The sequence below is a fragment of the bacterium genome, assembly GCA_016699045.1.
Taxonomy (GTDB): Bacteria; Babelota; Babeliae; order Babelales; family RVW-14; genus AaIE-18.
This window is the reverse complement of record CP064957.1, coordinates 1,232,503-1,255,373: the sequence shown is the minus strand read 5'-3', so window position 1 is coordinate 1,255,373 and position 22,871 is coordinate 1,232,503. Positions and strand designations below refer to the sequence as shown.

The following is a 22,871-nucleotide window of genomic DNA, read 5'->3' as shown; positions in this document are numbered from 1 at the left end:
CCCGGACTCTCTACTTCTACTTGGAATATAATTCAACAATCAAATGCTCTTCAATAGGTACCGTTATATCAGTACGAACAGGCAATCTCAGAATAATACCCTTGCGCTCTTTCTTTTGCAATTCCAACCACTCAGGAACGCGAATGCCCATGTTCAAACGCTTATCAACAACATTGTCTAACAATGCTTGACTCTTCAACGTTCTATCTGCCAATGTTACAACATCGCCTTCTTTAACTAAGAAAGATGCCGTTTTTACACGCTTGCCATTGACGTTAACGTGACCATGCGCAACAAGTTGTCGAGCTTGACCTCGAGAAAGTGTCATCTTCAAACGATAAAGAACGTTATCCAAACGACGTTCAAGTAAGCTCAAGAGAACTTCGCCAGTAATACCTTTGTGGCTAGCAGCAACACTAAAAAATCTTTTAAATTGCTTTTCCATCAAACCGTACATCAACTTAACTTTTTGCTTTTCTTGCAATTGTTTACCGAATTCTGAGCTTTTTTTTGCAGCGTGCTTTTTACCATGTTGGCCAGGAGTCAATGTTCTTTTTTCCAAAACGCATTTTGGACCCTTAGAACAAAGTTTCATCCCCGTTTGACGACACTTTCTGCATCCAGCTAAAAACTTTCCCATAACCTTTAAACCTAATTTACGTATTAAAATGTTTGCCTAAATTCATACTCAATTCAACAACAATCAACTATACTCGTCTCTTTTTTGGAGCTCTGCATCCATTATGAGGCAATGGGGTTACATCGCGCAATACCGTAATGGTCAACCCAGACGATTGCAATGATCTAATCACTGAATCACGAGAAGAACCAGGACCTTGCATGTTGACTTCAACAAGTCTAACGCCCATACCAATAAGCTCTTTCGCAAGCTTGTTACCAATTTGCATTGCTGCAAACGGTGTTCCTTTACGAGCTCCTTTGAAACCAAATTGACCAGAGCTGCTACGCAAAAGAACATCACCATCTAACGTTGTAATGGATACAACCGTATTGTTAAATGAAGACTTAACGTGAGCCGCTACGGTGTCAACGTTTTTGATTTGCTTTTTTTTACTTTTTTTATATGCCATTATTCAATCCTGTTTACCAAACTTATCTATTTTTTAGTAACGGCTTTTTTCAGTGTTACGGCCGCACCTGCACGACGAGGTCCCTTACGAGTACGAGCATTTGTTTTAGTTCTTTGACCTCTTACCGGAAGAGAACGCTTATGACGAGTTCCTCGGTACGAGCCAATTTCCTGCAAACGCTTAATATTCAAAGTAACTTCTTTGCGCAACTCACCTTCAATTCTATAATGTTGATTTATATACTTTTGAATAGCAGCTACTTGCTCATGAGTTAAATCTTTAATACGTATATCGGGACTAATATTTATCTCATGCAAAATTTCTTTGGAACGATATAAGCCAATACCGTACAAATACGTCAATCCAATTTCTACGCGCTTACTAGTTGGTAAAAGCACACCTTCGATACGAGCCATTGACTACCTCTCTAAACAGGTTCTCTGTTGCCCATTAAACATATTCTATATCTTTAAACTTATTAACCTTGACGTTGCTTGTGTCGTGGACTTTTTTTACAAATAATCCGAACAACGCCTTCACGTTTTATAACCTTACAATCCGCACAAATCTTTTTTACTGATGTTCTTACTTTCATGACACTTCTTTCAAAAAACTTTCCGTACTTGCTGCACGTCGATAACTTAAAATTTTTTCTACACGCGATAACGAGATACAATGCGTCCTTTTTTCAAATCATAAGGAGAAAGCTCAACAGCAACCTTATCACCTGGCAACAATTTAATGTAATACATTCTCATTTTACCAGAGACATGAGCCAAAACCGTATGCTCGCCTTCAACTAATTTCACTTGAAACATGGCATTGGGTAAAGCTTTTTCCACAATACCATCCATCACTATAACGTCGCTCTTTTTTTTCATTTTTAACCCGTATTTCTCACGCTACAAAATTCTCGTGAGAATTTCAGCACCATCACGCACCACAACGATTGTATCTTCAACGTGAGCAGCAAGCCCACCGTCAACCGTTTTTGCCGTCCAACCATCAGCCATAATTTTTACTGCATAATCTTTTTCGGTAATCATAGGCTCAATCGCCAATGTCATACCTTCTTGAAGTATCGGACCTCGCCCCGCCTTACCAAAATTGGGTACATCGGGCGCTTCATGCATATTTTTTCCTATGCCATGTCCTGCAAAATCTCTAACAACACCAAATCCAGCTTGTTCCACGTCGCGCTGAATAGATGCAGAAATATCAGAGAGTCGAACTCCAGGGCGAATTAAGCTTATACCATTGTCCAAAGATTGCTGCGCCACATCTGCCATTTTTTTAGCAGTGGGAGAAGCATTTCCAACAAAAAAACATCTGGCCATATCGGCGCAATAGCCTTTATATGAGCCCACAATATCTATTTTAACAAAATCTTCAGATTTTAAAATAATTTCTTTTGTTGGAACACCATGCACAATCACATCATTCAAAGAAATACAGGAACTATGTCGATAACCGGCATAACCCTTACACTCAGGTTTCAGTCCTCGTTCGACCATTTTTCTTTCGATTATCTGGTCTAATTCATACGTGCTGATGCCCTCTTTGACTAAAATGCCAACCTCTTGCATCACTTCGGCAAGAAGCTTTCCCGCCATGCGCATTTTTTCTATTGCTATTTTATTTTTAATTACAATTGCATTCATTGTTACAAACAGAAAACCTATATCATTGAAAGAAAAGTATTATAAACCTGCTCAGGAGTCATTTCAGCAACATTAATTTCTTCTACGCGCTGGCCAACTATATCATAAAATGTCAAAAGCTCATGCGCATAAGCAGGATATTGCCTCAATCGCTCCCTAATGACTTCTTGGTTATCATCTTTACGTTTAACCAACAAGCTGCCACAGGTATCACATGTGGTCTTCTGTCCAACAAGTCCACTATTATACACGGCCTGACAATCTTTATTTTCACATACAAGTCGCAACGAAAGACGTTTTATAATCTGATCTTCAGACAACTTTATATGTATTACGCGAAAACAAACATCCGACAATTCTTTTAAAAAATTCAAAAAAAGCTTTATTTGGCCTTTAGTTCTAGGAAAACCATCCAATATAATTGGATGGTTTTTTTCAATTGCTTCTTTAAGCCAAATACCGACCATGTCAGTAATTAACTCATCCGGAATTAAATGTCCCTTGTCCAAATAAAGTACAAGATTTTTACCAATTTCAGTCTGATCAGCAATATTTTTTCTACACAAGTTCCCAGTAGACAATACTTCAAAACTGAGAGCTCTCGCCAATTTTTCAGCTAATGTACCTTTGCCAGATCCTGGAGGACCGAAAAAAGAAAAAATGACCTTATTCACATGCTGCATTATCAATACCTTTACTGATCATTTCTTAACGCCCAAACCGACTTTTTAATCTGCCGGTAGACAAAAAGCCTTCATATTTTCTTTCAATCAAATGTGACTCAATTTGAGCAGAGGCTTCTAGGGCAACGCCTATCACGATAAGCAAACTTACACCACTAAACATAATGGGAAAACCCATAATATTTTTGAGCATATTTGGCAAAATCGCTAACAAGGCCAAATAAACAGCTCCTGGAAAACCAATGCGAGTCAGTAAATAATCAAAAAATTCAGCGGTCTTTTTCCCTGGTCGAATACCAGGAATAAAACCACCCGATTTACGCAAATTTTCTGCTAATTCAGTTGGATTAAAAATAATAGCAGTATAGAAAAATGCAAAGAAAATAATTAAACCAGCATTCAATACATTATACAATCCCGCATCAGACGTAAACCAACGAGCAACAATGTTATTTAACATCGGCCAGTAGACGGCAAGCATACTTGCCAACGTTACCGGCAAACCCAAAATAGCACTCGCAAAAATAACTGGCACTACACCTGAAGGATTAAGTTTCAGTGGTATGTAAGAACTTTGACCGCCATACAGCTTATTGCCAACAACGCGCTTTGCATATTGAACAGGAACCTTACGCTCGCCTTTTTCAAGAAAGACGATACACGCGATAATACTTACCGCAAAAAATCCAAGTAAGATTACTCGTATAATATCCGTTTGCCCAAGACTTACATCCTTTGCTAACGTAACCAATGCAAAAGGCAATCGCGTTACAATACCAGCAAAAATCACCATAGAGCTTCCATTGCCAAGACCATGAGCATTAATTTGCTCACCAATCCACATGACAAACAAAGAACCTACCGTCAAAATAAACACTGCCGACAATCGAAAAGCCCAACCAGGATTCAAAACAAGCCCTGGTTGTTTTTCAATAAACATGGCAAGGCCAAGACCTTGCACAAAACTAATTACCAATGTCAAATAACGCGTATACTGACCAATAATACGTCTTCCATATTCACCTTCTTTGGAAAGTTGCTCAAGTGAAGGAATCATGACCGTCAATAACTGAGTCATAATCGATGCACTAATATAGGGAGACATTCCAAGCGTCAAAATTGCAAAATTTTGCAAAGCTCCACCTGAAAAAAGATCCAAATAGGACAACAATCCTGAATTTGATGTAGCAAAAAAGCTCTTGAGTGCAACTATATCAACTCCTGGAATTGGTATATGTGCCCCAAAACGATAAACCGCAAAAATACCTAATGTAAACAAAAGCTTTTTTCTTAGCTCTGAGACTAAAAAAATATTTTTGAAATTATGCAGTAGTACGATCACCGGCTTGCTCCTTAGTTAATTGAGCTTTACCATTGGCCTTTTCTATTACTTGAACAGCTGACTTACTAAAAGCATCTCCGATGACAATAAAATTCTTCGTCAGCGTACCATTACCAAGAAATTTGATAGGGCCTTCATTCTTACTCTTAATAAATCCATTTTTACGCAATACATTCTTGTCAATAGTTGCACCTGCATCAAATTGATTTTCCAAGTCGCCAACATTGATAATCGTATATTCTTTTTTAAACGCACCATTAGTAAAACCACGTCGAGGCAAACGACGCGAAAGTGGCATTTGTCCACCTTCAAAGAATGCTTTTACTTCTGATCTACCGCCGCTACGTGCAAGTTGTCCCTTGGTACCTTTACCACAAGTACCACCCTTAGCACCACCACGACCAACACGTTTTCTTTTTGCTGAAATTGATGTTAATTGATTAAGCTTGAGCATTTTTTTCTCCGAACAATTCTTTCATGCTTTTACCTCTAACAGCTGCAATTTCTTGAGCAGTTTTCAGTTTTTTCAAAGCATGAATAGTCGCTTTAACGACATTTTGTGAATTAGAAGAACCAATAGATTTAGCAAGAACATCTTGCACACCTAAAGCTTCTAAAACAGCACGAACCGCACCACCAGCAATAACGCCAGTACCCTTAGACGCTGAACGAATAAGAACTTCGCTTGCACCATGTTTGCCTTCTACAGCAAATGGAATAGTTGTCTTGTAAAGAGCAACAGCAAACATATTTTTACGCGCCCGTCTTAAACCTTTTGATATTGCTGAAGAAACTTCACGGCTTTTGCCCAAAGCTACGCCAACATTACCTTTTTTATCGCCAACAACAACGAGTGCCGAAAAAGCAAATCTTCTGCCACCTTTAATAACTTTTGCAACTCGGCGGACCTTCAATACTGCTTCAGTAAGCTCATCTCCTTGAGCTTTGGCTTGAGACGCTCTTTTGTTTTTCTCTTCTGCCATGTTACCGTATCCTAGTTATCTTTAAAATTTCAACCCACCTTCACGTAAACCTTGAGCAAGTGCCGCTACTCTACCGTGGTATAAGTATTGACCTCTATCAAAGAATACAGAAGAAACGCCCTTAGATGTAGCTATTTTCCCTAACTCCATGCCCACTTGCTTAGCAATATCTTTTTTATCTCCAGATACTTTTTCCAGATTTAAAGAAGAAAAACTTACAAGAGTCTTTTGCGCATTATCATCAATGACTTGAGCATAAATATGTCGCGCACTTCTGAAAACAGAAACTCTCAGCAACTCGCTTTTGTTTTTCAAGCGATTTCTAACGCGAAATGCTCTTCTTTTTGTTCTTAACGCAATTTGTTTTTGCAAACTCACAATAATATCCTTTTAATCAACAACACCATAGACCAGTATTAAGAACCTTTTGTCTTACCAGCCTTACGAATAATAAACTCGCCTTCTTTTCGTATGCCAGTGCCTTTATATGGTTCTGGTGGTCGAAATGAACGAATAGCATCGCAAACATTGCCTAGTAAAAATTTATCAGCTGCCTTAACTGTCAACATTTGACCAGTTTTATCTAATTCTACTGCAACACCTTCTGGCAAAACATATTCAATTTTATGAGTATATCCTAATGAAAAGGTCATATTTCTGCCTTGCATTACCGCTTTAAAACCAAGACCAACAATGATCATTTTTGTTTCAAAGCCAACTTCAACACCTTTAACTTTATTTGCTAAAAGTGCACGATGAAGCCCCCAAAGCATTTTATGTTTTTTAGAAAAACGATCTGGAACATCAAGCTTAATGGTATTGTTTTCAATAACCATATCAACTTCCAGAGGTAATTCGTGAGAAAAACTGCCTTTAGGACCTTCAATTAAAACTTTTTTACCCTCTAATGCAATTTTTGCTGATGAAAATGCAATGGGTATTCTTCCTATTTTTGACATACCTAATTCCTACCAAACATGACAAAGAATTTCGCCACCGATGCCTAATTTTCTTGCATCTCGATCAGTTACTACACCAGAACTTGTGGTCACGATAGCAACGCCAAGACCTCCTATAACTTGCTTAATCTCGCCTACACCTTGGTAGTGACGACGACTTGGCTTACTTATACGCGTAATCTCATTAATCGCAGAACTACCGCCTACATACTTTAACAAGATTGTTAACGAACTACCAGGGCCGTCGTTACTTTCAACCTTGAAATCGCGAATGTAACCTTCGTTCTTTAATACTTGAGCAATATTAACTCTCATTTTTGACGAAGACAAAACAACAGAACGCTTACGCGCCATTATTCCATTTCTTATAATAGTCAAAAAATTAGCAATTGAATCAACTGACATAATTAACTTCCTTACAAATTTACCAGCTCGCTTTTTTTTACGCCTGGCAATAAACCGTCTAACGCGTTCTTTCTAAAACAAATTCTGCACATCATAAAAAGACGCATGTATCCTCGAGGCCTTCCACACAATTTACAACGATTACGACCTCGTGTAGAAAATTTAGGCGTTTTATTAGCTTTTTCAATGAGCGCTTTTTTAGCCATATCTAATCCTTTAATCGGTTCTAACGCTTGCGAAATGGCATATTAAATTTTTTCAACAACAAAAATGCTTCTTCATCTTTTTTAGCAGTAGTTTGAATAGTAATATTCAGACCGCGGTTCTTATCGACTTTATCGTAATCAACCTCAGGAAATACCATCCAATCCTTGATACCAAGATTATAATTTCCATTACCATCTAATTTAATTGATGTTCCTTGGAAATCTCTTACCGCTGGCAAAACAACGTTGATCAGCTTATCCAAAAAATGATACATTCTTGCTTTTCGCAAAGTCACCATTGTTCCGATAGGCATTCCCTCACGCAATTTAAATCCTGCAATGGATTTTCTTGCTTGAGTTGTCACTACAGCTTGTCCTGCAATTTTTTCAAGAGTGCTCTTAATTGCGGCAATTACCTTGCCATCACTAACAGCATCTTTAGCTCCTATATTCAAGACAATCTTTGAAATACAAGGCACTTGCATAACATTGCTGAAATTCAACTCTTTCTTCATTTCCGGGCGAATCTGGTTTTTATAGAGCTCTTCTAAACGTGATTTCATAACAACATTACCTAATTTCACTAACTAAAACGCTTCTTTGCAACGATGACATGTTCGCGCCTTTTTGTTACCTTCATTCAAAAACTTAACCTGAACTCGGCAAGCCTTTTTACATGAAGGGCAAATTGGCATAATTTTGCACAATGGAATAGCTTTTTCTTCTCTTACAATCCTGCTCTTTTCTCCAGCTTTTTTTGCTTTCAAATGCTTGGTAACGACACCAACATCTTTCACAAGAACAAGATCATTCTTCTGATCAACTGCTATAACAAGCCCCTGTCTGCCTTTATCTTTCCCAGACAAGACAACGACTGTATCATTTTTTTTAACTCTACTTAACATAGTAAAACCTTAACGATCAAATAATTCGAAGCTCAACTTCGAAATTTCTTATAAAACCTCTGGAGCAAGCGAAACTATTTTGCTAAATCCAGCACTACGCAATTCGCGAGCTACAGGACCAAAAATACGAGTCCCAACAGGTTTTTTATCTTTATCAATAATAACCGCAGCATTATCGTCGAATCGAATATAGCTACCATCCGCACGACGGAATTCTTTTCTCGTTCGAACAATAACAGCATCAACAACGTCACTCTTCTTTACCGTACCACCTGGCATTGCTCGTTTGATTGCTGCTTTAACTATATCACCAACACGCGCATATCGCTTTCTAGTACTGCCCGCTATGTGAATAACTTTTGCTCTTTTTGCCCCTGAATTATCGGCTATTTCAAGTGCCGTTTCTTTTTGCACCATGAGTTTTCCTTATGCGCGCTTCGCAACAATTCGATTTAATACCATATGTTTTGTCTTAGACAATGGTCGACACTCAACAATTTCAACTACGTCACCAATACCAGCAGAATTCTCTTGGTCATGCGCTTTATATTTTTTGATTTGCTGAATAACTTTGCCAAAAACAGGATGCTTCAACGTTCTAGAAATTTTTACAACAACAGTCTTGTCCATTTTATCGGAAACAACTTCACCCACAAGGACTTTGCTTTGAGAAGAAGCCTGCTGTTTCAAAGTTTGTTGTTTTTTTTCCGCCATGATCATTTACCTCAAAATTACCTACTATAATTAATCTTTATTTATTTTTTTTCACATGATTCAGATGAGATAAAGCTCTTGCGACGTTAGCACGCAATTTTTTAAACTGCGTAAAATCCTTAATCTGACCAGACATTTTATTGAGCTTCAAATTAAGCAGTTCTTTTTTCCATCCATCTATTTCTTTTCGCAAAGAAACTTCGTCTAAATTTTTAATTTCTGCTTTGTTCATATTTCGCCTTAACAAGCACCGCGTGCTATTTCGTTACCATTTTCGTTTTCATAGGAAGTTTGTAGGAAGCTGCCTTCAAAATTTCTTTGGCTTCAACCGCATCAAAATCCCCAGCAATTTCCAAGATCACACGACCTCGCTTAACACAAGAAACCCAAAACTCAGGATTTCCTTTACCCTTACCCATACGAGTTTCAGCTGGTTTCTTAGAAATAGGCTTATCAGGAAATATTCTCAAAAAGATATTTCCAACTTTCTTAAGCTTTCTATTAACCGTCACACGCACTGCTTCAATCTGACGTGCTGTTACCCATGAAGGCTCAACTGCCATAAGTCCATAATCACCAAATTGTACAGATTTAGCACCCTTGGTAAGACCCGTCAGGCGACCTCTCTGAACTTTTCTATATTTGGTTTTTTTCGGCATTAACATTGTTTAATCCTTACTGTTCTAAAGAGTGGCCTTTAAACCTAAATTAGTATTCACCACGGCAAATCCAAACTTTAACACCGATGATGCCATAAATTGTATGCGCTTCAGCCAGTGCATAATCAATATTTGAACGCAACGTATGAAGAGGAACCGACCCAAGACGCAACCACTCAGTACGAGCTATTTCAGCGCCACCCAATCTACCGGAGCAACAAATTTTTATACCTTTTGCTCCACCTTTAATAGCAGAGAAGCCTGCTTTTTTCATTAATCGCTTATAGCTCGCACGTTTCACCAATTGCTCTGCAATACTTTCAGCAACAAGTTTTGCTACCAATTCAGGCGTTTTTACTTCCTGAACTGATATATCAACATTCTTCTTAAATCTTTTAAAAAGATCAGACTTAACCAATTCAATACCTTGTCCTTTTTTACCAATAATGATACCAGGACGAGAAGCATGAATGACAATTCTAATGCTATCTACAGCTTTTTCAATGACAATTTTAGAAACATCCGTGCTACTAAATTTTTTGTCCAAATACTTCCTGATTTGAACATCTTCCATCAGTTCTTGGCCATATGATTTTTTAGCAAACCAACGAGCTTTCCAATCCTCATAAACGCCTAATCTGAAACCAAATGGATGAACCTTTTGTCCCACGTTAATACCTCATCTAAACCGTTTAATTTATTTTTTCTTATCCAATATTATTTCAATATGACTCATGCGCTTACGTTGAATATTTGCACGACCTTGAGCTCCTGGTTTAAAATATTTAATAACAGGACCCTGATCAACACGAACTTCTTTTATGTACAACGTATTCATATCAGCTTCTTCAACATGAAGATTTCTGACATTCGCAAAAGCAGCTTCAAGTACCTTCGTAATCGGTTTAGTACGTTTAGTTTCAGAAGCTTTAAGCCAAGCGAGAGCCTTACCTACTTGAGATCCCCGTATGACATCCACAATAGGACGTAATTTATAAGGAGAAATTCGAACATACTTACTTTTTGCTCTGGATAGCATAATCTTGACCTTTAGTATAGCAAAAAACGCTTATTTAATACAATAACAATTTTGTCTTATTTATCTTCTTTTCCTGCCGTTTTACGCTGTCCACTATGCATACGGAACGTCCTCGTTGGAGCAAATTCTCCCAAGGCATGTCCCACCATATTTTCTGTTACATAAACAGAAATGAACTTTCTTCCATCATGCACAGCAAACGTTAACCCAACAAAATCAGGAGTTATCATACTTGCGCGCTTCCAGGTTTTTATAACTTCCCGTTTTCCAGAAGACTTTGCCTTTTCTACCTTTTCTACTAAAGTAGAATCGACGTAAGGGCCTTTACAAATTGACCGTGTCATGCTTATCCTCTTATCAAGATAACATTTTTAATTTTACTTTTTTCTTCGTTTCAAAATAGCTGTGCTCTTTCTCTTTCTCGTTCTAACACCCTTACAGCTCTTACCCCATGGAGTAGTTGGATGAGAACCAGATTTAGAACGACCTTCACCGCCACCGTGTGGATGATCGACCGGATTCATGGCCATACCGCGAACAGTTGGACGAACCCCAAGATGTCTTGTTCGGCCAGCTTTTCCTAAGACCATGTTTCTATATTCGGCATTAGATAACATACCAACTGTTGCATAATTATCTAACCCAACGGTACGCAATTCTCCCGATGGCATTTTCAAAACAGCCTTTTCATTTTCTTTAGCAACGATTTGCACAGAACAGCCGGCACTGCGGGCAAATACTCCACCACGACCAGGATACAATTCAACATTGTGAATAAAGAAACCAAGAGGAATGTTTCTGATTGCTAAACAATTTCCTACTTTTGCTTCTGCTTTTTCACCAGCCAAAATTTCCATGCCAACTTTTAAATTTTCTGGTTTCAAAATATAAGCTTTGGCACCATTTTTATAATAAATTAAAGCAATAGAAACGTTTCTATTTGGATCATATTCAAATGCTTTAACAATTCCAGGAACATCGCGTTGCTCACGCTTAAAATCAACAATACGATATGTACGCTTGGCCCCACCGCCTTGATGTCTACAAGTAATACGACCATAAGCATTTCTACCGCCAGTTTTACGTAACGGCGCAAGTAAGCTCTTTTCCGGATCTTTTTTTGATAATTCTTTATCTACAATAAATTGCTGCTGACGTAATGAAGCGTTTCTAGGTCTTCTTGTTACTATAGCCATGGCATTTTCCTTACTATGTTTACCGCAATCTTCTTAACCTATTTTCCTTGATTAGGCGTAGAAGATTCATCATGTCCACCCACCAAACCAGTCGCTTCAAACATACCAGGAATTTCTATCTTGAAACCTTTTTTAAGTTTGATGATAGCCGTCTTTTACCCGGACTAGAAAATGAACGACGTGCAAACACTTTGTTTTTCCCTGTGGAGTTTTTAATTCGCACAGAATCAACTTCAACATTCCAAATTTTTTCTACGGCTCGACGAACCGTTATTTTATTAGCAGCTTTGTTAACTTCAAAAGTCAATTGTCCAAATTTTTTGAACACTTCTATGCTTTTGTCAGTAATAACAGGCCGCTTAATAATATCGTAATGACTTAATTCCATTGTAAAATCATTTCTTTAAAGAGATCTATATCTTTTTTCAAAAAAACCCAACTATCACCATCAGTCAAATCATAAGCATTCGGCTGATCAAAATAAAGAATATGCACATTTGGAATATTTCTAAACGATGCATGCGAAACAAGATCACCAAAAGGAAGAAACAATATGACTTTCTTTGTTGCTAAGTCCATATTGCGCAACGCTTCATAAGCTTTTTTGGTACTTGGTTGTTGCAGATTATTATAATCCAAACAATTAATAGTTTTATTTTCTAATGCAGAAAACAAAATATTATTAAATACAAATTTTCTTTGTTTTTTATTTATATCTAAAACTCTCGTTCGTGGTTGTGGTCCAAAAATGATACCACCTTTTCTCCACAAAGGAGATCTTAAACTACCGGCACGTGCTCTACCAGTACCTTTTTGCTTCCATGGTTTACGATTGGAAAAAGCTACTTCACCGCGGGTTTTACAACCAACAGTACCTTGTCTCCAATTTTGAAGCAATGATCTAACCGCTTGAGAATAAGTTTTTTCACTTAAATCTTTCTTCTCAAAGCCTAATTCTAAATCGATTACTTCAGATGCTTTCCCTGCTGCATCATAAACAGGTATCTTTGTTGTCATGATTCTTATCCTTGTTTGCTAACCACTATCACGGAATCTTTTTTGCCCGGAACAGCGCCTTTTACAAATAAACAACGAGCATTTTGGTCTGCTTTTACTACCTTCAAACCACGGACAGTAACTTGTCTGAAACCTTTATGGCCAGGCAACTTCTTACCTTTTTGAACTTCACCTTCTTTACACAAGTTACCAATCGAACCTGGTCGACGATGAAACATCGAACCGTGAGTAGAAGGACCGCGACCAAAGTTCCATCGCTTGGTCACACCCTGAAAGCCTAACCCTTTGGACATGCCCATGACTGCAACTTCAACACCCTCTTCAAATGCAGCATCTTTAAACGTTACTTCCTGACCGACAAAGAATTCACTGTTCGGTTGTTGTAACGCAACTTCTTTAAAGCAAGAAAAATACTGTTTCTTATTTTTTAACCAATCTGATGAGAATGATTTTGCTTGATGCTTTTCTTTAAGCAATCCAATTTGAACTGCAGCATAACCATCTTTTTCAATCGTTTTAAACTGGGTAATGTACCAGCAAGCCATATCAATAACCGTTACTGGTACAACGTTTCCTTCTCGATCAAAGACTTGCGTCATACCTACTTTTTTTCCTACAAGCGCACCTAACATAGTAGCCTCATCTCATCATGATTTTATTTAATCTCTACATCTACCCCAGCAGAAATGTTAAGCTTCATTAAAGCATCCATTGTCTGTTCTGCTGGCGATACAATATCTAATATCCGTTTGTGGATTATAAGCTCAAACTGCTCCCGTGATTTTTTATCAATATGCGGAGAGCGTAACACAGTAAAACAACGGCGTTTATTTGGAAGAGGAACAGGCCCCAAAACACGGGAGCCTGTTCTCTTTACTGTTAACGCAATTTGCTTTACAGCATTATCGAGCAATTGATGATCATAAGACTTTAATGTCAAGCGAATTTTTGATCTTTTCATTGCAATCTAACCTATCAGTTATTACTCAATAATTTCACTTATAACACCAGCACCGATAGTTCTGCCGCCTTCACGAACAGCGAACTTCAATTCCTTGCTCATAGCAATTGGACTTACCAAATCAACAGTAAGTTCAACGTTATCACCAGGCATAACCATTTCACGACCAGCTGGCAACGTTACATTACCCGTTACGTCAGTTGTTCTGAAATAGAATTGTGGACGGTAACCATTAAAGAAGGGACTATGACGACCACCTTCTTCTTTAGAAAGAATAACGATTTGTGCTTTGAACTTCTTGTGAGGCTTGATTGAACCTGGCTTACAAATAACTTGTCCACGTTCAACGTCTTCTTTTTTGATACCACGAAGCAACAATCCTGCGTTATCGCCAGGCAAAGCTTCTTTTAATTCTTTGTTAAACATTTCGATACCAGTAACGGTTGATTTTTGAGTTGGACGCAAACCAACAATTTCAACATCTTCACCGACTTTAACAATACCACATTCAGCACGGCCAGTTACCACGGTACCTCGACCTGAAATTGAGAACACGTCTTCAATTGGCATTAAGAACGGCTTATCTGCATCACGCTTTGGCATAGGAATGTATGAATCAAGCGTATCGATAAGCTTAAGAATTGCTGGCCCACCAAGTTCGCTCTTATCACCATTCAAAGCCTTAAGTGCTGATCCACGAATAATTGGAGTGGTTGCTCCTGGATAACCATATTTACTGAGCAATTCGCGAACTTCTTCCTCAACAAGTTCAACCATGTCAGGATCGTCAACCATATCAACTTTATTCAAAAATACTACAATACTAGGAACACCGACTTGATGTGACAAAAGAATGTGTTCTCTGGTTTGAGGCATTGGACCGTCTGCAGCTGATACAACCAAAATTGCACCATCCATTTGAGCAGCACCGGTAATAAAGTTTTTAATATAGTCAGCGTGACCTGGACAGTCAACGTGAGCATAATGTCTCTTATCTGATTCGTATTCTACGTGAGCTACGGAAATAGTAATACCACGTTCACGTTCTTCTGGCGCTTTATCAATTTGATCAAACGCTTTAAAAGATGCTTTGCCTTGCTCAGACAAAACTTTAGTAATAGCAGCTGTTAAAGTTGTTTTACCATGATCAACGTGACCAATCGTTCCAACGTTACAGTGTTCTTTTGTTCTATCAAATACACCTTTTGCCATTATCTGTTCCTTCTAAGGACGACCTATTTTTTTGTACCGTTATTTTTTCCGACAATTTCTTCTTGAACACTCTTAGGGACTTCTCGATAAACTTCAAATTGCATTGAATAAGTTGCCCTACCCTGAGTCAGCGAACGCACCGCTGTAGCGTAACCAAACATTTCCCCAAGTGGAACTTCTGCTGATATAACCTGCATGCCTTTTCTTGAATCCATTCCCAAAATTCTTCCACGCCTTGAATTCAAGTCTCCCATAACGTCACCCAAATTTTCATCAGGCGCCACTACTTCAACTTTCATAATAGGCTCTAAAATAACTGGCGACGCCTTGGACATACCATCACGGAATGCCATAGAAGCAGCTATTTTAAATGCAAGCTCAGATGAGTCAACGTCGTGATACGAACCATCATAAACAGTCGCTTGAACGTCAACAACTGGATACCCAGCCAAAACACCAGTTGCAGTAGCTTCTTTTATACCTTTTTCGATACCAGGTATAAATTCTCTTGGAATAGAACCCCCAACGATTTCATTGGTAAATTTAATACCAGTACCGCGCTCAAGAGGCGCAACACGCAACCAAACATGTCCATATTGACCATGACCGCCTGATTGACGAATAAACTTACCTTCAACTTCAACTGACGATTGTATCGTTTCTTTATAAGCAATTTCAGCTTTACCAACGTTTGATTCAATTTTATGCTCACGCTTTAAACGATCAACGATAATTTCAAGATGAAGCTCACCCATTCCTTCAATAATGGTTTGTCCCGTCTCTTCATTGTAGGTAAATCTAAAGGAAGGATCTTCTTGCATAAGCTTACGCAAAGCAATAACCATTTTTTCATAATCGCCCTTACCTTTTGGTTCAATAGCAACACCAATAACCGGCTCAGGACAATTAATACTTTCCAGCAACACAGGGAACTTCTCATCAGTAAGCGTATCACCCGTGATAACGTCTTTAACACCAATAATAGCAACGATGTCGCCAGCAGAAGCTGTCTTCATGTCTTCACGCTTATTGGCATGCATTTTCATAATACGACTAACACGTTCACGCTTGCCCTTGCCAACGTTATAAACGTATGAACCAGTATCAAGCGTACCCGAATAAATACGAGCAAACGTTAATGAACCAACAAATGGATCAACCATGATCTTAAATGCTAAACAACACAATGGATCTGTTTCATTTGGATAACGCTTTTCAGCTTGTTCGGTTTCAGGATTTACTCCCTCAATTGCCGGAACGTCTAGTGGTGATGGCAGATAATCAACAACTGCATCAAGCAATTGCTGAACACCTTTATTTTTAAAAGCACTACCACAAAAAACAGGCGTTACTTCTTGAGCCAAAACACCCTTACGCAAAGCCTTTTTGACTTCCACTAAAGTATATGCTTCACCATCAAGATATTTTTCAGCCAAAACATCGTCAAAATCGCACGCTCTTTCAACAATAGCTTCATAACGCTTAGCAAGCTCTTCTTGATACTCAACAGGAACCTCTTCCCAAGTAACAACACCTTTTTCATCAAAGGTTGCCATTTTCTTGGTCAAAACATCAATAACCGCGGCAAAATCTTCGGAATGCCCAACCGGAATTTGCATCGCCAAAGGATTGCCATGCAATCTTTCATCAATTTCTTGAACAACTGCAAAATAATCAGCACCTGTTCTATCAAGCTTATTAACAAAAGCAATACGAGGCACTTTGTAACGATCAGCTTGTCGCCATACCGTTTCAGATTGAGGTTGAACACCACCAACGCCACAAAAAACACCTACGGCACCATCAAGCACTCGTAACGAACGCTCTACTTCAATGGTAAAATCTACGTGACCAGGTGTATCAATAATGTTAATTTGATGATCTTGCCAAAAACATGTCGTCGCAGCAGACGTAATAGTAATCCCGCGCTCACGCTCTTGTTCCATCCAGTCCATAACTGCTGCACCTTCATGAACCTCACCAATTTTATGAGAAACACCGGTGAAGAACAAAATGCGCTCAGTAACGGTGGTCTTACCAGCGTCAATATGAGCCATGATGCCTATATTTCTAAATTTATCTAAATTTTTGCTCATCGCATATCCCTAAAATTTACCAAGCATAATGCGAGAATGCTCTATTTGCTTCAGCCATTCTATGTACGTCAGTTCTCTTCTTCACCGCATTACCATGGCCATCGATAGCATCAAGCAATTCATGCGCAAGACGCTTGCCCATTGTTTTATCTGAGCGCTTTGAAGCAGCATCAATTATCCAACGGAACGCTAAAGTTGTCGCACGATTTACGCGAACTTCAACAGGTATTTGGTAAACACCGCCACCAACACGACGAGACTTAACTTCAACGAAAGGCTTAACTTGACCGATTGCTTTTTCAAACAAAGCAAAAACTTTGCTTTGATCACCGCTCAATTTTGCTACCATAACATCGAATGCTTCATAAACAATGGCGCGAGCAATATTCTTTTTACCACATTGCATAACAACGTTAATAAATTTTTGAACTAATTGAGATTGAAAACGTGGGTCAACACCAATTTCTCTCTTTAAAACTTTTGTTTTACGTCTAGGCATTAGCAGCACCCTTCTTACGTTTAGCACCATAAAGTGAACGACTTTGCTTACGTCCATCTACACCTGCCGCATCAAGCGTTCCTCTGACGATGTGATAACGAACACCAGGCAAGTCTTTTACTCTTCCCCCGCGAACCAGAACAACAGAGTGCTCTTGCAAGTTGTGACCTTCACCTGGAATATAAGCAGTTATTTCTTTTCCAGTCGTTAACTTAACACGAGCAACTTTTCTCAATGCAGAGTTAGGTTTTTTAGGCGTTTGCGTGTACACACGAACACAAACACCACGTCGCTGAGGACAAGCGTTTAACGCTGGCGACTTCGTCTTTTCTTTCACATTTTTTCGCTTAGATCGAACAAGCTGGTTTATCGTAGGCATAATCTTACAATCCCATCTGATTAACAACTACCCAAAAACAAATGCACCCAACTCACGCGAGGCAAGCACATTATCACTAAAACTACGCATACATTGTACATGGCGCCTTTCTTGAAACAACTAGCTCACTATTTTGTGGCCAGTGCGCTACTTCAAGGGGTTACCAAGCTATCGATAATACCACGAGATAGCCAAAAAGAAAAGCACAGAGTAATACAATAAATCCACTTAATTTTATATTTTTTTATACTTTTTTCAAGTAAAAATATATCAACACACCCCATTAACCCCGTTTTGCCCGAGCTTGCCGACATCTTTGCCTCTTTGTCACAGACCTTTGTTAAATATTTTTTCTTTTCCAAAAATACAATATGAAATAATAAATCAAAAAATAGTTTTTTTAGAAAAATATGCAATAATGGTCAAAACTGTCATATTTAACTAAAAAACTATCTAATTTGAGGAAAAACGATGGCATTATGTACGTTACTAAGCCTAATCCAATCCAAAATTCTTCCTTTGGCTGGCGCCGTTATTGGCTTCAGTCTTCTCATCATTGTTCACGAACTTGGCCATTTTTTATTTTGTAAAATATTTGGCATCCATACCCCAACTTTTTCTGTTGGCTTTGGCCCAACCCTATGGGGACTAGAAAAAAAAATAGGCCAAACAACCTTCAAAATAGCCTCCTTCCCTCTTGGTGGCTACGTAGAAATCGCTGGCCTTGCAGAACCAGGTCAAGGCGAACAACAATTCGCCAAAGATAGAAGCAACACATCTTTTGACAACAAACCTTACTGGCAGAAATTCTTGGTTCTTTCTGGTGGCATTATCTTCAATTTGACCTTTGCCTACTTAGTTGCCTGCCTTGTGTTCACGATTGGCTCATCAAACCAAAACATCATGATTTCTAACATCAAAAAATCTTCCGCTGCAGAAATTGCCGGATTAAAAGCTGGTGACAAATTACTCAAAGTTGATGCCATCGACCTGTCACCAGTAGAAAGTTATCCAAAATTAATCGAAATTATTCAACAAAACCCAAATCAAACAATCACACTTAAAGTCCTCTCAATCAACGAAAAAAAAGCCCACAAAGTATCCGTTAAAATTGATGAAAAGATAATTGAAGGCAAAAGTTATGGTGCCATTGGTGCCTATTTTGATCTTCCTATTCCACAATTGCCAATTCTTGAAGCAATACAAAAAGGCATCAAACAAACCAATCTTTGGATCTACAACACCGCTTGCGGCTTTAAAATGCTTTTTGCCCAACGCAGCCTTGAAGGCGCTGGTGGCCCCATTCAAATCATGGCTCAAATGTTTAACCAAGCTCAATATGGCATTTTGCCACTCTTAGTTTTTCTCGCACTCATCAGCATAAACTTGGCCCTAATTAATCTTTTGCCGCTCGGTGTTACCGACGGCGGTCAACTTTTTTTTGTAACCGTAGAAGCCATCATCAGACGTCCCGCCCCTGAGTGGTTACGCATCGGCGTTAACATTCTTTCATTCGGTATGTTTGCAGTACTTTTTGCCTACTTAACCTACAAAGACATTGTTTCCGTTTTTGGTGCCACCATCGCCAGTCTATACCACAAAATAATAACATTCTTTAGCTAATCATAACTTTTTCACAAACAAAAAAGGCGCCGTTTAAACGGCGCCTTTTTTTAGCATAAAATTTAGTTTAATTTTTAAATCACAAGCCACTCAGTTGGATGCTGACAGTAATGTTGAATCACCAACCGATTAAAACTATGCCCCGTCTTTCTGGCAGAAATAGAACCAATAAGCGATCGCCCCAACAAACTCAAATCACCAATCAAATCTAAAAATTTATGGCGAACAAATTCATCATGATACCGCACATCATTTATATACCCCTCGTCCCCAGCAACAACAGTATTCCCCAGCGATGTTCCCTGAGCCAAACCATGTTTTCTTAAAAATGGCAACTGCCCAACATAACCAAAAGTTCGAGCAGGTGCTACTTCACGCTCAAAAAAATCTTGTGTAACTACCCCACTCAGCTGCGCTACATTTTTGGTATGATTATCAAACTCAGCGGTATAATCAATAAAAAGCATGGGATCAGAACCTGAAACAGCAGGTGAAATTTGCAAAAAGCGATCTTCAAGCTCAAATGTTAAAACACGCGTTGGCGTCAGAAATTTTTTTAACTGATTCTGAGGCTGTAAGCCACTATGCATAATCCCTTGAACAAACGGAAACGCACTGCCGTCAAGAATAGGAATTTCGACCCCGTCAACAACAACAATAACATTATCAACGCTCATCATCATTAAAGCCGCCATTAAGTGTTCGATGGTACTAATCATCCACTTACCATGCTTAATAACAGTAGCATGTAACGCAATTTCAGGCACAACCTTACCAACACAAAAGGAATCATCTGGAAATTGTTCATGTCGAAAAACAATGCCCGTATCAGCTGGTGCAGGAATTAACTTAACCGATGAAAAGAGGCCCGAATGTACCCCAATGCCTGAAAAAACAAGTTCTTGTTTTAATGTCTGCTGTACTGTATTCATTGCCCTGCCAAAAAGTTACTAATAGAATTACGCATATTCATAAAAAAAAGCAGCCTTGCAGCTGCTTTTTTTATTTACTAAACTCTAGAAAGTCTCGATTAAATTTGAGCTTGATGAGGATGCTCAGAGCCTTTATAGACTTTCAATTTTTTAATGATTCTGTCGCTCAATTTATTTTTTGGCAACATACCCTTAACAGCCTTTTCAATAATCATGGCTGGATCTCTATCAAAAACTTGACGCGCTGTCAATTTCTTAAGACCGCCTCTAAAACCAGAAAATGCGGTATAAATCTTTTGGTTTACTTTATCACCAGTCAACATAATCTTTTCACAGTTGATGATAACAACATAGTCACCAGCATCTTCATGCGGCGTAAATTCTGGGCGATTTTTGCCGCGCAAAACATCAGCAACGCGCGTCGCAAGACGTCCCAAAACAAGCCCTGAAGCATCAATCACATGCCATTCTGGCTTACGATCTTCTTTTCTTAACATAAACGTTTTATTCATATTCATGGTGACTTGGCCCTTAAGAAAAAGCTATTTTATCTAAAAAATCAATGATTTACTAACAATTTTGGATGATTTACTACCAATTTTAGAACAAAAAAACGCAGCGGTCAAATAGATTAATACTTACTTCTTATTTATTTGTTCAAGAACGGCGCCAACAAAAGCCTTAAACAATGCATGCGGCTTAAGCGGACTTGACAAAAACTCAGGATGAAATTGCACCCCAACCATGAACGGATGTCCTTGTAATTCGGCAATTTCAACAAGTCCTGATTCAGGGTTAAGTCCAGCAAAAACAACCCCCTGTGCCTCATAGGCAGCCTTGTATTTATTGTTAAATTCATACCGATGCCTATGCCGTTCTGAAACCACATCTTGCCCATAAGCCTGGGCCGATTTGGTGCCGGGTACTAATTTACAAGCATATTCTCCAAGCCGCATTGATGCCCCTTTTGTCACTACCTTTGCCTGCTCTTCAAGTAAAGAAATCACCGGATGAGGAGTATTTTTATCAAATTCCGTCGTATTTGCTTGCTCAAGCTGAACGAGAGACCGACCAAATTCTATGAGCATAACCTGCATACCCAGGCACAAACCTAAATATGGCACATTCTGTTCACGCGCCCAACGTACGGCCGCCATTTTGCCCTCTCCGCCACGCTTATCAAAACCACCCGGAATAATAATTCCATCAACAGACTTTAATAAATCCCAATTTTCGGAATTGCGAGCCCCTTCAAGCTTTTCAGCGTCTATGACTACTATATCAATCGCAACATCATGCGCATAGCCGGCAGACTTAATCGCTTCAATGACACTGATGTATGGATCATTACTGCCAACATATTTTGCTACCAAAGCAACTTTAACAACCTTTTTGCAAGCATTGATACGATCAATAAGCTCTTGCCACTGTGATAAATTTGATGACTTTGCCGCCAAAATACCAAAATACTCCTGAATACGCTTACTCACCCCTTGTTTTTGCAAATCAATAAACAACGGATAAACAGGCTTATAAGTTAAAACTTCAAAAATCAAATCTTCAGCTACGCCACACATCGTTGCAAGCTTACGACGCTGCTGCTGCCCAATGGCAAAAGCAGCACGTAAAAAGATACAATCAGGCACCAGGCCCTCTTCTTTTAACGCGTTAACGCTATGCTGGGTTGGCTTCGTTTTAACTTCACCAGTCCATTCTAAACGTGGAACATAACTTAAATGACCATGAAATATATGTGCTGGTTGCAGATCACTCCGAATTTGACGAATCGCTTCAAGAAAAACTTTACCTTCAATATCGCCAACCGTCCCACCAATTTCAAGCAAAACAAAATCAACATCGTGATTTAAAGCAAATGCAAAAAGCCGCGATTTAATCGCATCAACAACATGCGGCACCAGTTGAATACATTTACCAAGAAATTTACCTTCACGCTCACCATCTAAAATACTTTTAAAGATTTGGCCAGAAGAAACTGACGAATCACGCGATAAACTTATACCCAAAGTACGCTCATAATGGCCCAAATCAAGATCTGTTTCAGCCCCATCATGCGTAACAAAAACCTCGCCATGCTCAAGTGGTGACATAGTACCGGGATCAACATTTAAGTAGGGATCCCACTTAATTACCGAAACAGAATAGCCTGCATTCTTAAGCAAAACACCCAATGATGAAACCAACACACCCTTGCCAATTGAAGAACAAACACCACCGGTAACTACAATAAACTTCGTCCCTTTTTTACGCACTTCATACGTTAAGTTTTTAAGATCCACGCTACCCCGGCT

The 22,871-nt window shown here is 38.8% G+C and carries 36 protein-coding genes; 1 reads left to right on the top strand and 35 read right to left on the bottom strand.

Annotation, left to right across the window (positions count from 1 at the left end; genetic code table 11):
* Nucleotides 1-16 precede the first annotated feature (16 nt).
* The 32 genes from rpsD to IPF37_05670 form a co-directional block, all read right to left on the bottom strand.
* On the bottom strand, nucleotides 17-640 hold the full coding sequence (gene rpsD, locus IPF37_05825; GenBank protein ID QQR49040.1) for a 30S ribosomal protein S4: 624 nt from the start codon (nucleotides 638-640) through the stop codon (nucleotides 17-19).
* A gap of 67 nt (nucleotides 641-707) precedes the next feature.
* Nucleotides 708-1,091 carry a 30S ribosomal protein S11 gene (rpsK, locus tag IPF37_05820; protein QQR49039.1) on the bottom strand — a complete coding sequence of 128 codons (384 nt, stop codon included), beginning with the start codon at nucleotides 1,089-1,091 and terminating at the stop codon, nucleotides 708-710.
* Between the two features lie 26 nt (nucleotides 1,092-1,117).
* A complete protein-coding gene (gene rpsM, locus IPF37_05815; protein ID QQR49038.1) occupies nucleotides 1,118-1,507 on the bottom strand; it encodes a 30S ribosomal protein S13 in 390 nt (129 codons plus the stop codon).
* Nucleotides 1,508-1,569: 62 nt separating this feature from the next.
* On the bottom strand, nucleotides 1,570-1,686 hold the full coding sequence (rpmJ, locus tag IPF37_05810; protein QQR49037.1) for a 50S ribosomal protein L36: 117 nt from the start codon (nucleotides 1,684-1,686) through the stop codon (nucleotides 1,570-1,572).
* 58 nt (nucleotides 1,687-1,744) lie between these two features.
* Nucleotides 1,745-1,972: a translation initiation factor IF-1 gene (gene infA / locus IPF37_05805; GenBank protein QQR49036.1), complete on the bottom strand. Its 228-nt coding sequence runs from the start codon at nucleotides 1,970-1,972 to the stop codon at nucleotides 1,745-1,747.
* A gap of 21 nt (nucleotides 1,973-1,993) precedes the next feature.
* Entirely contained in the window at nucleotides 1,994-2,752 is a 759-nt protein-coding gene (map, locus tag IPF37_05800; protein QQR49035.1) for a type I methionyl aminopeptidase, read from the bottom strand.
* 17 nt (nucleotides 2,753-2,769) lie between these two features.
* Nucleotides 2,770-3,435 (bottom strand): nucleoside monophosphate kinase, encoded by a 666-nt coding sequence (locus IPF37_05795; GenBank protein QQR49034.1) that lies wholly within the window; start codon nucleotides 3,433-3,435, stop codon nucleotides 2,770-2,772.
* 25 nt (nucleotides 3,436-3,460) lie between these two features.
* Nucleotides 3,461-4,774 carry a preprotein translocase subunit SecY gene (gene secY / locus IPF37_05790; GenBank protein ID QQR49856.1) on the bottom strand — a complete coding sequence of 438 codons (1,314 nt, stop codon included), beginning with the start codon at nucleotides 4,772-4,774 and terminating at the stop codon, nucleotides 3,461-3,463.
* Nucleotides 4,758-5,231 (bottom strand): 50S ribosomal protein L15, encoded by a 474-nt coding sequence (gene rplO / locus IPF37_05785; GenBank protein ID QQR49033.1) that lies wholly within the window; start codon nucleotides 5,229-5,231, stop codon nucleotides 4,758-4,760. The genes secY and rplO overlap by 17 nt, the downstream gene beginning before the upstream one ends.
* Complete coding sequence (rpsE, locus tag IPF37_05780; protein ID QQR49032.1) at nucleotides 5,218-5,760, bottom strand: 30S ribosomal protein S5; 543 nt, start codon at nucleotides 5,758-5,760, stop codon at nucleotides 5,218-5,220. The genes rplO and rpsE overlap by 14 nt, the downstream gene beginning before the upstream one ends.
* A gap of 21 nt (nucleotides 5,761-5,781) precedes the next feature.
* A complete protein-coding gene (locus tag IPF37_05775; GenBank protein ID QQR49855.1) occupies nucleotides 5,782-6,141 on the bottom strand; it encodes a 50S ribosomal protein L18 in 360 nt (119 codons plus the stop codon).
* A gap of 35 nt (nucleotides 6,142-6,176) precedes the next feature.
* On the bottom strand, nucleotides 6,177-6,719 hold the full coding sequence (rplF, locus tag IPF37_05770) for a 50S ribosomal protein L6 (GenBank protein ID QQR49031.1): 543 nt from the start codon (nucleotides 6,717-6,719) through the stop codon (nucleotides 6,177-6,179).
* Nucleotides 6,720-6,728: 9 nt separating this feature from the next.
* Nucleotides 6,729-7,124: a 30S ribosomal protein S8 gene (rpsH, locus tag IPF37_05765; GenBank protein ID QQR49030.1), complete on the bottom strand. Its 396-nt coding sequence runs from the start codon at nucleotides 7,122-7,124 to the stop codon at nucleotides 6,729-6,731.
* Nucleotides 7,125-7,135: 11 nt separating this feature from the next.
* Nucleotides 7,136-7,330 (bottom strand): type Z 30S ribosomal protein S14, encoded by a 195-nt coding sequence (locus tag IPF37_05760; protein QQR49029.1) that lies wholly within the window; start codon nucleotides 7,328-7,330, stop codon nucleotides 7,136-7,138.
* Between the two features lie 20 nt (nucleotides 7,331-7,350).
* Nucleotides 7,351-7,893, bottom strand: coding sequence for a 50S ribosomal protein L5 (gene rplE, locus IPF37_05755; protein QQR49028.1), 543 nt, complete (start codon nucleotides 7,891-7,893; stop codon nucleotides 7,351-7,353).
* Nucleotides 7,894-7,917: 24 nt separating this feature from the next.
* Complete coding sequence (gene rplX, locus IPF37_05750; GenBank protein QQR49027.1) at nucleotides 7,918-8,235, bottom strand: 50S ribosomal protein L24; 318 nt, start codon at nucleotides 8,233-8,235, stop codon at nucleotides 7,918-7,920.
* 48 nt (nucleotides 8,236-8,283) lie between these two features.
* On the bottom strand, nucleotides 8,284-8,652 hold the full coding sequence (gene rplN, locus IPF37_05745) for a 50S ribosomal protein L14 (protein QQR49026.1): 369 nt from the start codon (nucleotides 8,650-8,652) through the stop codon (nucleotides 8,284-8,286).
* A gap of 9 nt (nucleotides 8,653-8,661) precedes the next feature.
* Nucleotides 8,662-8,949, bottom strand: coding sequence for a 30S ribosomal protein S17 (gene rpsQ / locus IPF37_05740; protein QQR49025.1), 288 nt, complete (start codon nucleotides 8,947-8,949; stop codon nucleotides 8,662-8,664).
* 37 nt (nucleotides 8,950-8,986) lie between these two features.
* Nucleotides 8,987-9,181 carry a 50S ribosomal protein L29 gene (gene rpmC / locus IPF37_05735; protein ID QQR49024.1) on the bottom strand — a complete coding sequence of 65 codons (195 nt, stop codon included), beginning with the start codon at nucleotides 9,179-9,181 and terminating at the stop codon, nucleotides 8,987-8,989.
* Between the two features lie 25 nt (nucleotides 9,182-9,206).
* A complete protein-coding gene (rplP, locus tag IPF37_05730) occupies nucleotides 9,207-9,614 on the bottom strand; it encodes a 50S ribosomal protein L16 (GenBank protein QQR49023.1) in 408 nt (135 codons plus the stop codon).
* A gap of 43 nt (nucleotides 9,615-9,657) precedes the next feature.
* Nucleotides 9,658-10,278 (bottom strand): 30S ribosomal protein S3, encoded by a 621-nt coding sequence (gene rpsC / locus IPF37_05725; protein QQR49022.1) that lies wholly within the window; start codon nucleotides 10,276-10,278, stop codon nucleotides 9,658-9,660.
* A 27-nt stretch (nucleotides 10,279-10,305) separates the two neighbouring features.
* On the bottom strand, nucleotides 10,306-10,647 hold the full coding sequence (gene rplV / locus IPF37_05720) for a 50S ribosomal protein L22 (GenBank protein ID QQR49021.1): 342 nt from the start codon (nucleotides 10,645-10,647) through the stop codon (nucleotides 10,306-10,308).
* Between the two features lie 56 nt (nucleotides 10,648-10,703).
* Nucleotides 10,704-10,991 (bottom strand): 30S ribosomal protein S19, encoded by a 288-nt coding sequence (gene rpsS / locus IPF37_05715; protein QQR49020.1) that lies wholly within the window; start codon nucleotides 10,989-10,991, stop codon nucleotides 10,704-10,706.
* Nucleotides 10,992-11,024: 33 nt separating this feature from the next.
* Nucleotides 11,025-11,843 carry a 50S ribosomal protein L2 gene (rplB, locus tag IPF37_05710; protein QQR49019.1) on the bottom strand — a complete coding sequence of 273 codons (819 nt, stop codon included), beginning with the start codon at nucleotides 11,841-11,843 and terminating at the stop codon, nucleotides 11,025-11,027.
* A gap of 115 nt (nucleotides 11,844-11,958) precedes the next feature.
* The gene (rplW, locus tag IPF37_05705; GenBank protein ID QQR49018.1) at nucleotides 11,959-12,231 is read right to left on the bottom strand and encodes a 50S ribosomal protein L23; all 273 of its coding nucleotides are present in this window, start codon (nucleotides 12,229-12,231) and stop codon (nucleotides 11,959-11,961) included.
* Nucleotides 12,222-12,860, bottom strand: coding sequence for a 50S ribosomal protein L4 (rplD, locus tag IPF37_05700; protein ID QQR49017.1), 639 nt, complete (start codon nucleotides 12,858-12,860; stop codon nucleotides 12,222-12,224). Before rplD ends, rplW begins: the two co-directional genes overlap by 10 nt.
* Before the next feature lie 5 nt (nucleotides 12,861-12,865).
* Nucleotides 12,866-13,459: a 50S ribosomal protein L3 gene (gene rplC / locus IPF37_05695; protein ID QQR49016.1), complete on the bottom strand. Its 594-nt coding sequence runs from the start codon at nucleotides 13,457-13,459 to the stop codon at nucleotides 12,866-12,868.
* Nucleotides 13,460-13,515: 56 nt separating this feature from the next.
* Nucleotides 13,516-13,821, bottom strand: coding sequence for a 30S ribosomal protein S10 (gene rpsJ / locus IPF37_05690; GenBank protein ID QQR49015.1), 306 nt, complete (start codon nucleotides 13,819-13,821; stop codon nucleotides 13,516-13,518).
* Nucleotides 13,822-13,842: 21 nt separating this feature from the next.
* Nucleotides 13,843-15,033 (bottom strand): elongation factor Tu, encoded by a 1,191-nt coding sequence (tuf, locus tag IPF37_05685; GenBank protein ID QQR49014.1) that lies wholly within the window; start codon nucleotides 15,031-15,033, stop codon nucleotides 13,843-13,845.
* 23 nt (nucleotides 15,034-15,056) lie between these two features.
* Nucleotides 15,057-17,129: an elongation factor G gene (gene fusA / locus IPF37_05680; protein ID QQR49013.1), complete on the bottom strand. Its 2,073-nt coding sequence runs from the start codon at nucleotides 17,127-17,129 to the stop codon at nucleotides 15,057-15,059.
* A 16-nt stretch (nucleotides 17,130-17,145) separates the two neighbouring features.
* Entirely contained in the window at nucleotides 17,146-17,628 is a 483-nt protein-coding gene (rpsG, locus tag IPF37_05675) for a 30S ribosomal protein S7 (protein ID QQR49012.1), read from the bottom strand.
* On the bottom strand, nucleotides 17,621-18,007 hold the full coding sequence (locus IPF37_05670; GenBank protein ID QQR49011.1) for a 30S ribosomal protein S12: 387 nt from the start codon (nucleotides 18,005-18,007) through the stop codon (nucleotides 17,621-17,623). Before IPF37_05670 ends, rpsG begins: the two co-directional genes overlap by 8 nt.
* Before the next feature lie 471 nt (nucleotides 18,008-18,478).
* On the opposite strand from IPF37_05670, the gene IPF37_05665 reads away from it, so the two are divergent.
* Nucleotides 18,479-19,630 (top strand): site-2 protease family protein, encoded by a 1,152-nt coding sequence (locus IPF37_05665; GenBank protein QQR49010.1) that lies wholly within the window; start codon nucleotides 18,479-18,481, stop codon nucleotides 19,628-19,630.
* A 74-nt stretch (nucleotides 19,631-19,704) separates the two neighbouring features.
* Here IPF37_05665 and lpxC read toward each other — a convergent pair whose 3' ends face one another.
* The 3 genes from lpxC to IPF37_05650 all read right to left on the bottom strand — a co-directional run bounded on the left by lpxC (nucleotide 19,705) and on the right by IPF37_05650 (nucleotide 22,832).
* Nucleotides 19,705-20,562: a UDP-3-O-[3-hydroxymyristoyl] N-acetylglucosamine deacetylase gene (lpxC, locus tag IPF37_05660; GenBank protein ID QQR49009.1), complete on the bottom strand. Its 858-nt coding sequence runs from the start codon at nucleotides 20,560-20,562 to the stop codon at nucleotides 19,705-19,707.
* A 98-nt stretch (nucleotides 20,563-20,660) separates the two neighbouring features.
* A complete protein-coding gene (gene rplM / locus IPF37_05655; GenBank protein ID QQR49854.1) occupies nucleotides 20,661-21,074 on the bottom strand; it encodes a 50S ribosomal protein L13 in 414 nt (137 codons plus the stop codon).
* 126 nt (nucleotides 21,075-21,200) lie between these two features.
* A complete protein-coding gene (locus IPF37_05650; GenBank protein ID QQR49853.1) occupies nucleotides 21,201-22,832 on the bottom strand; it encodes a CTP synthase in 1,632 nt (543 codons plus the stop codon).
* Between the last annotated feature and the right edge of the window lie 39 nt (nucleotides 22,833-22,871).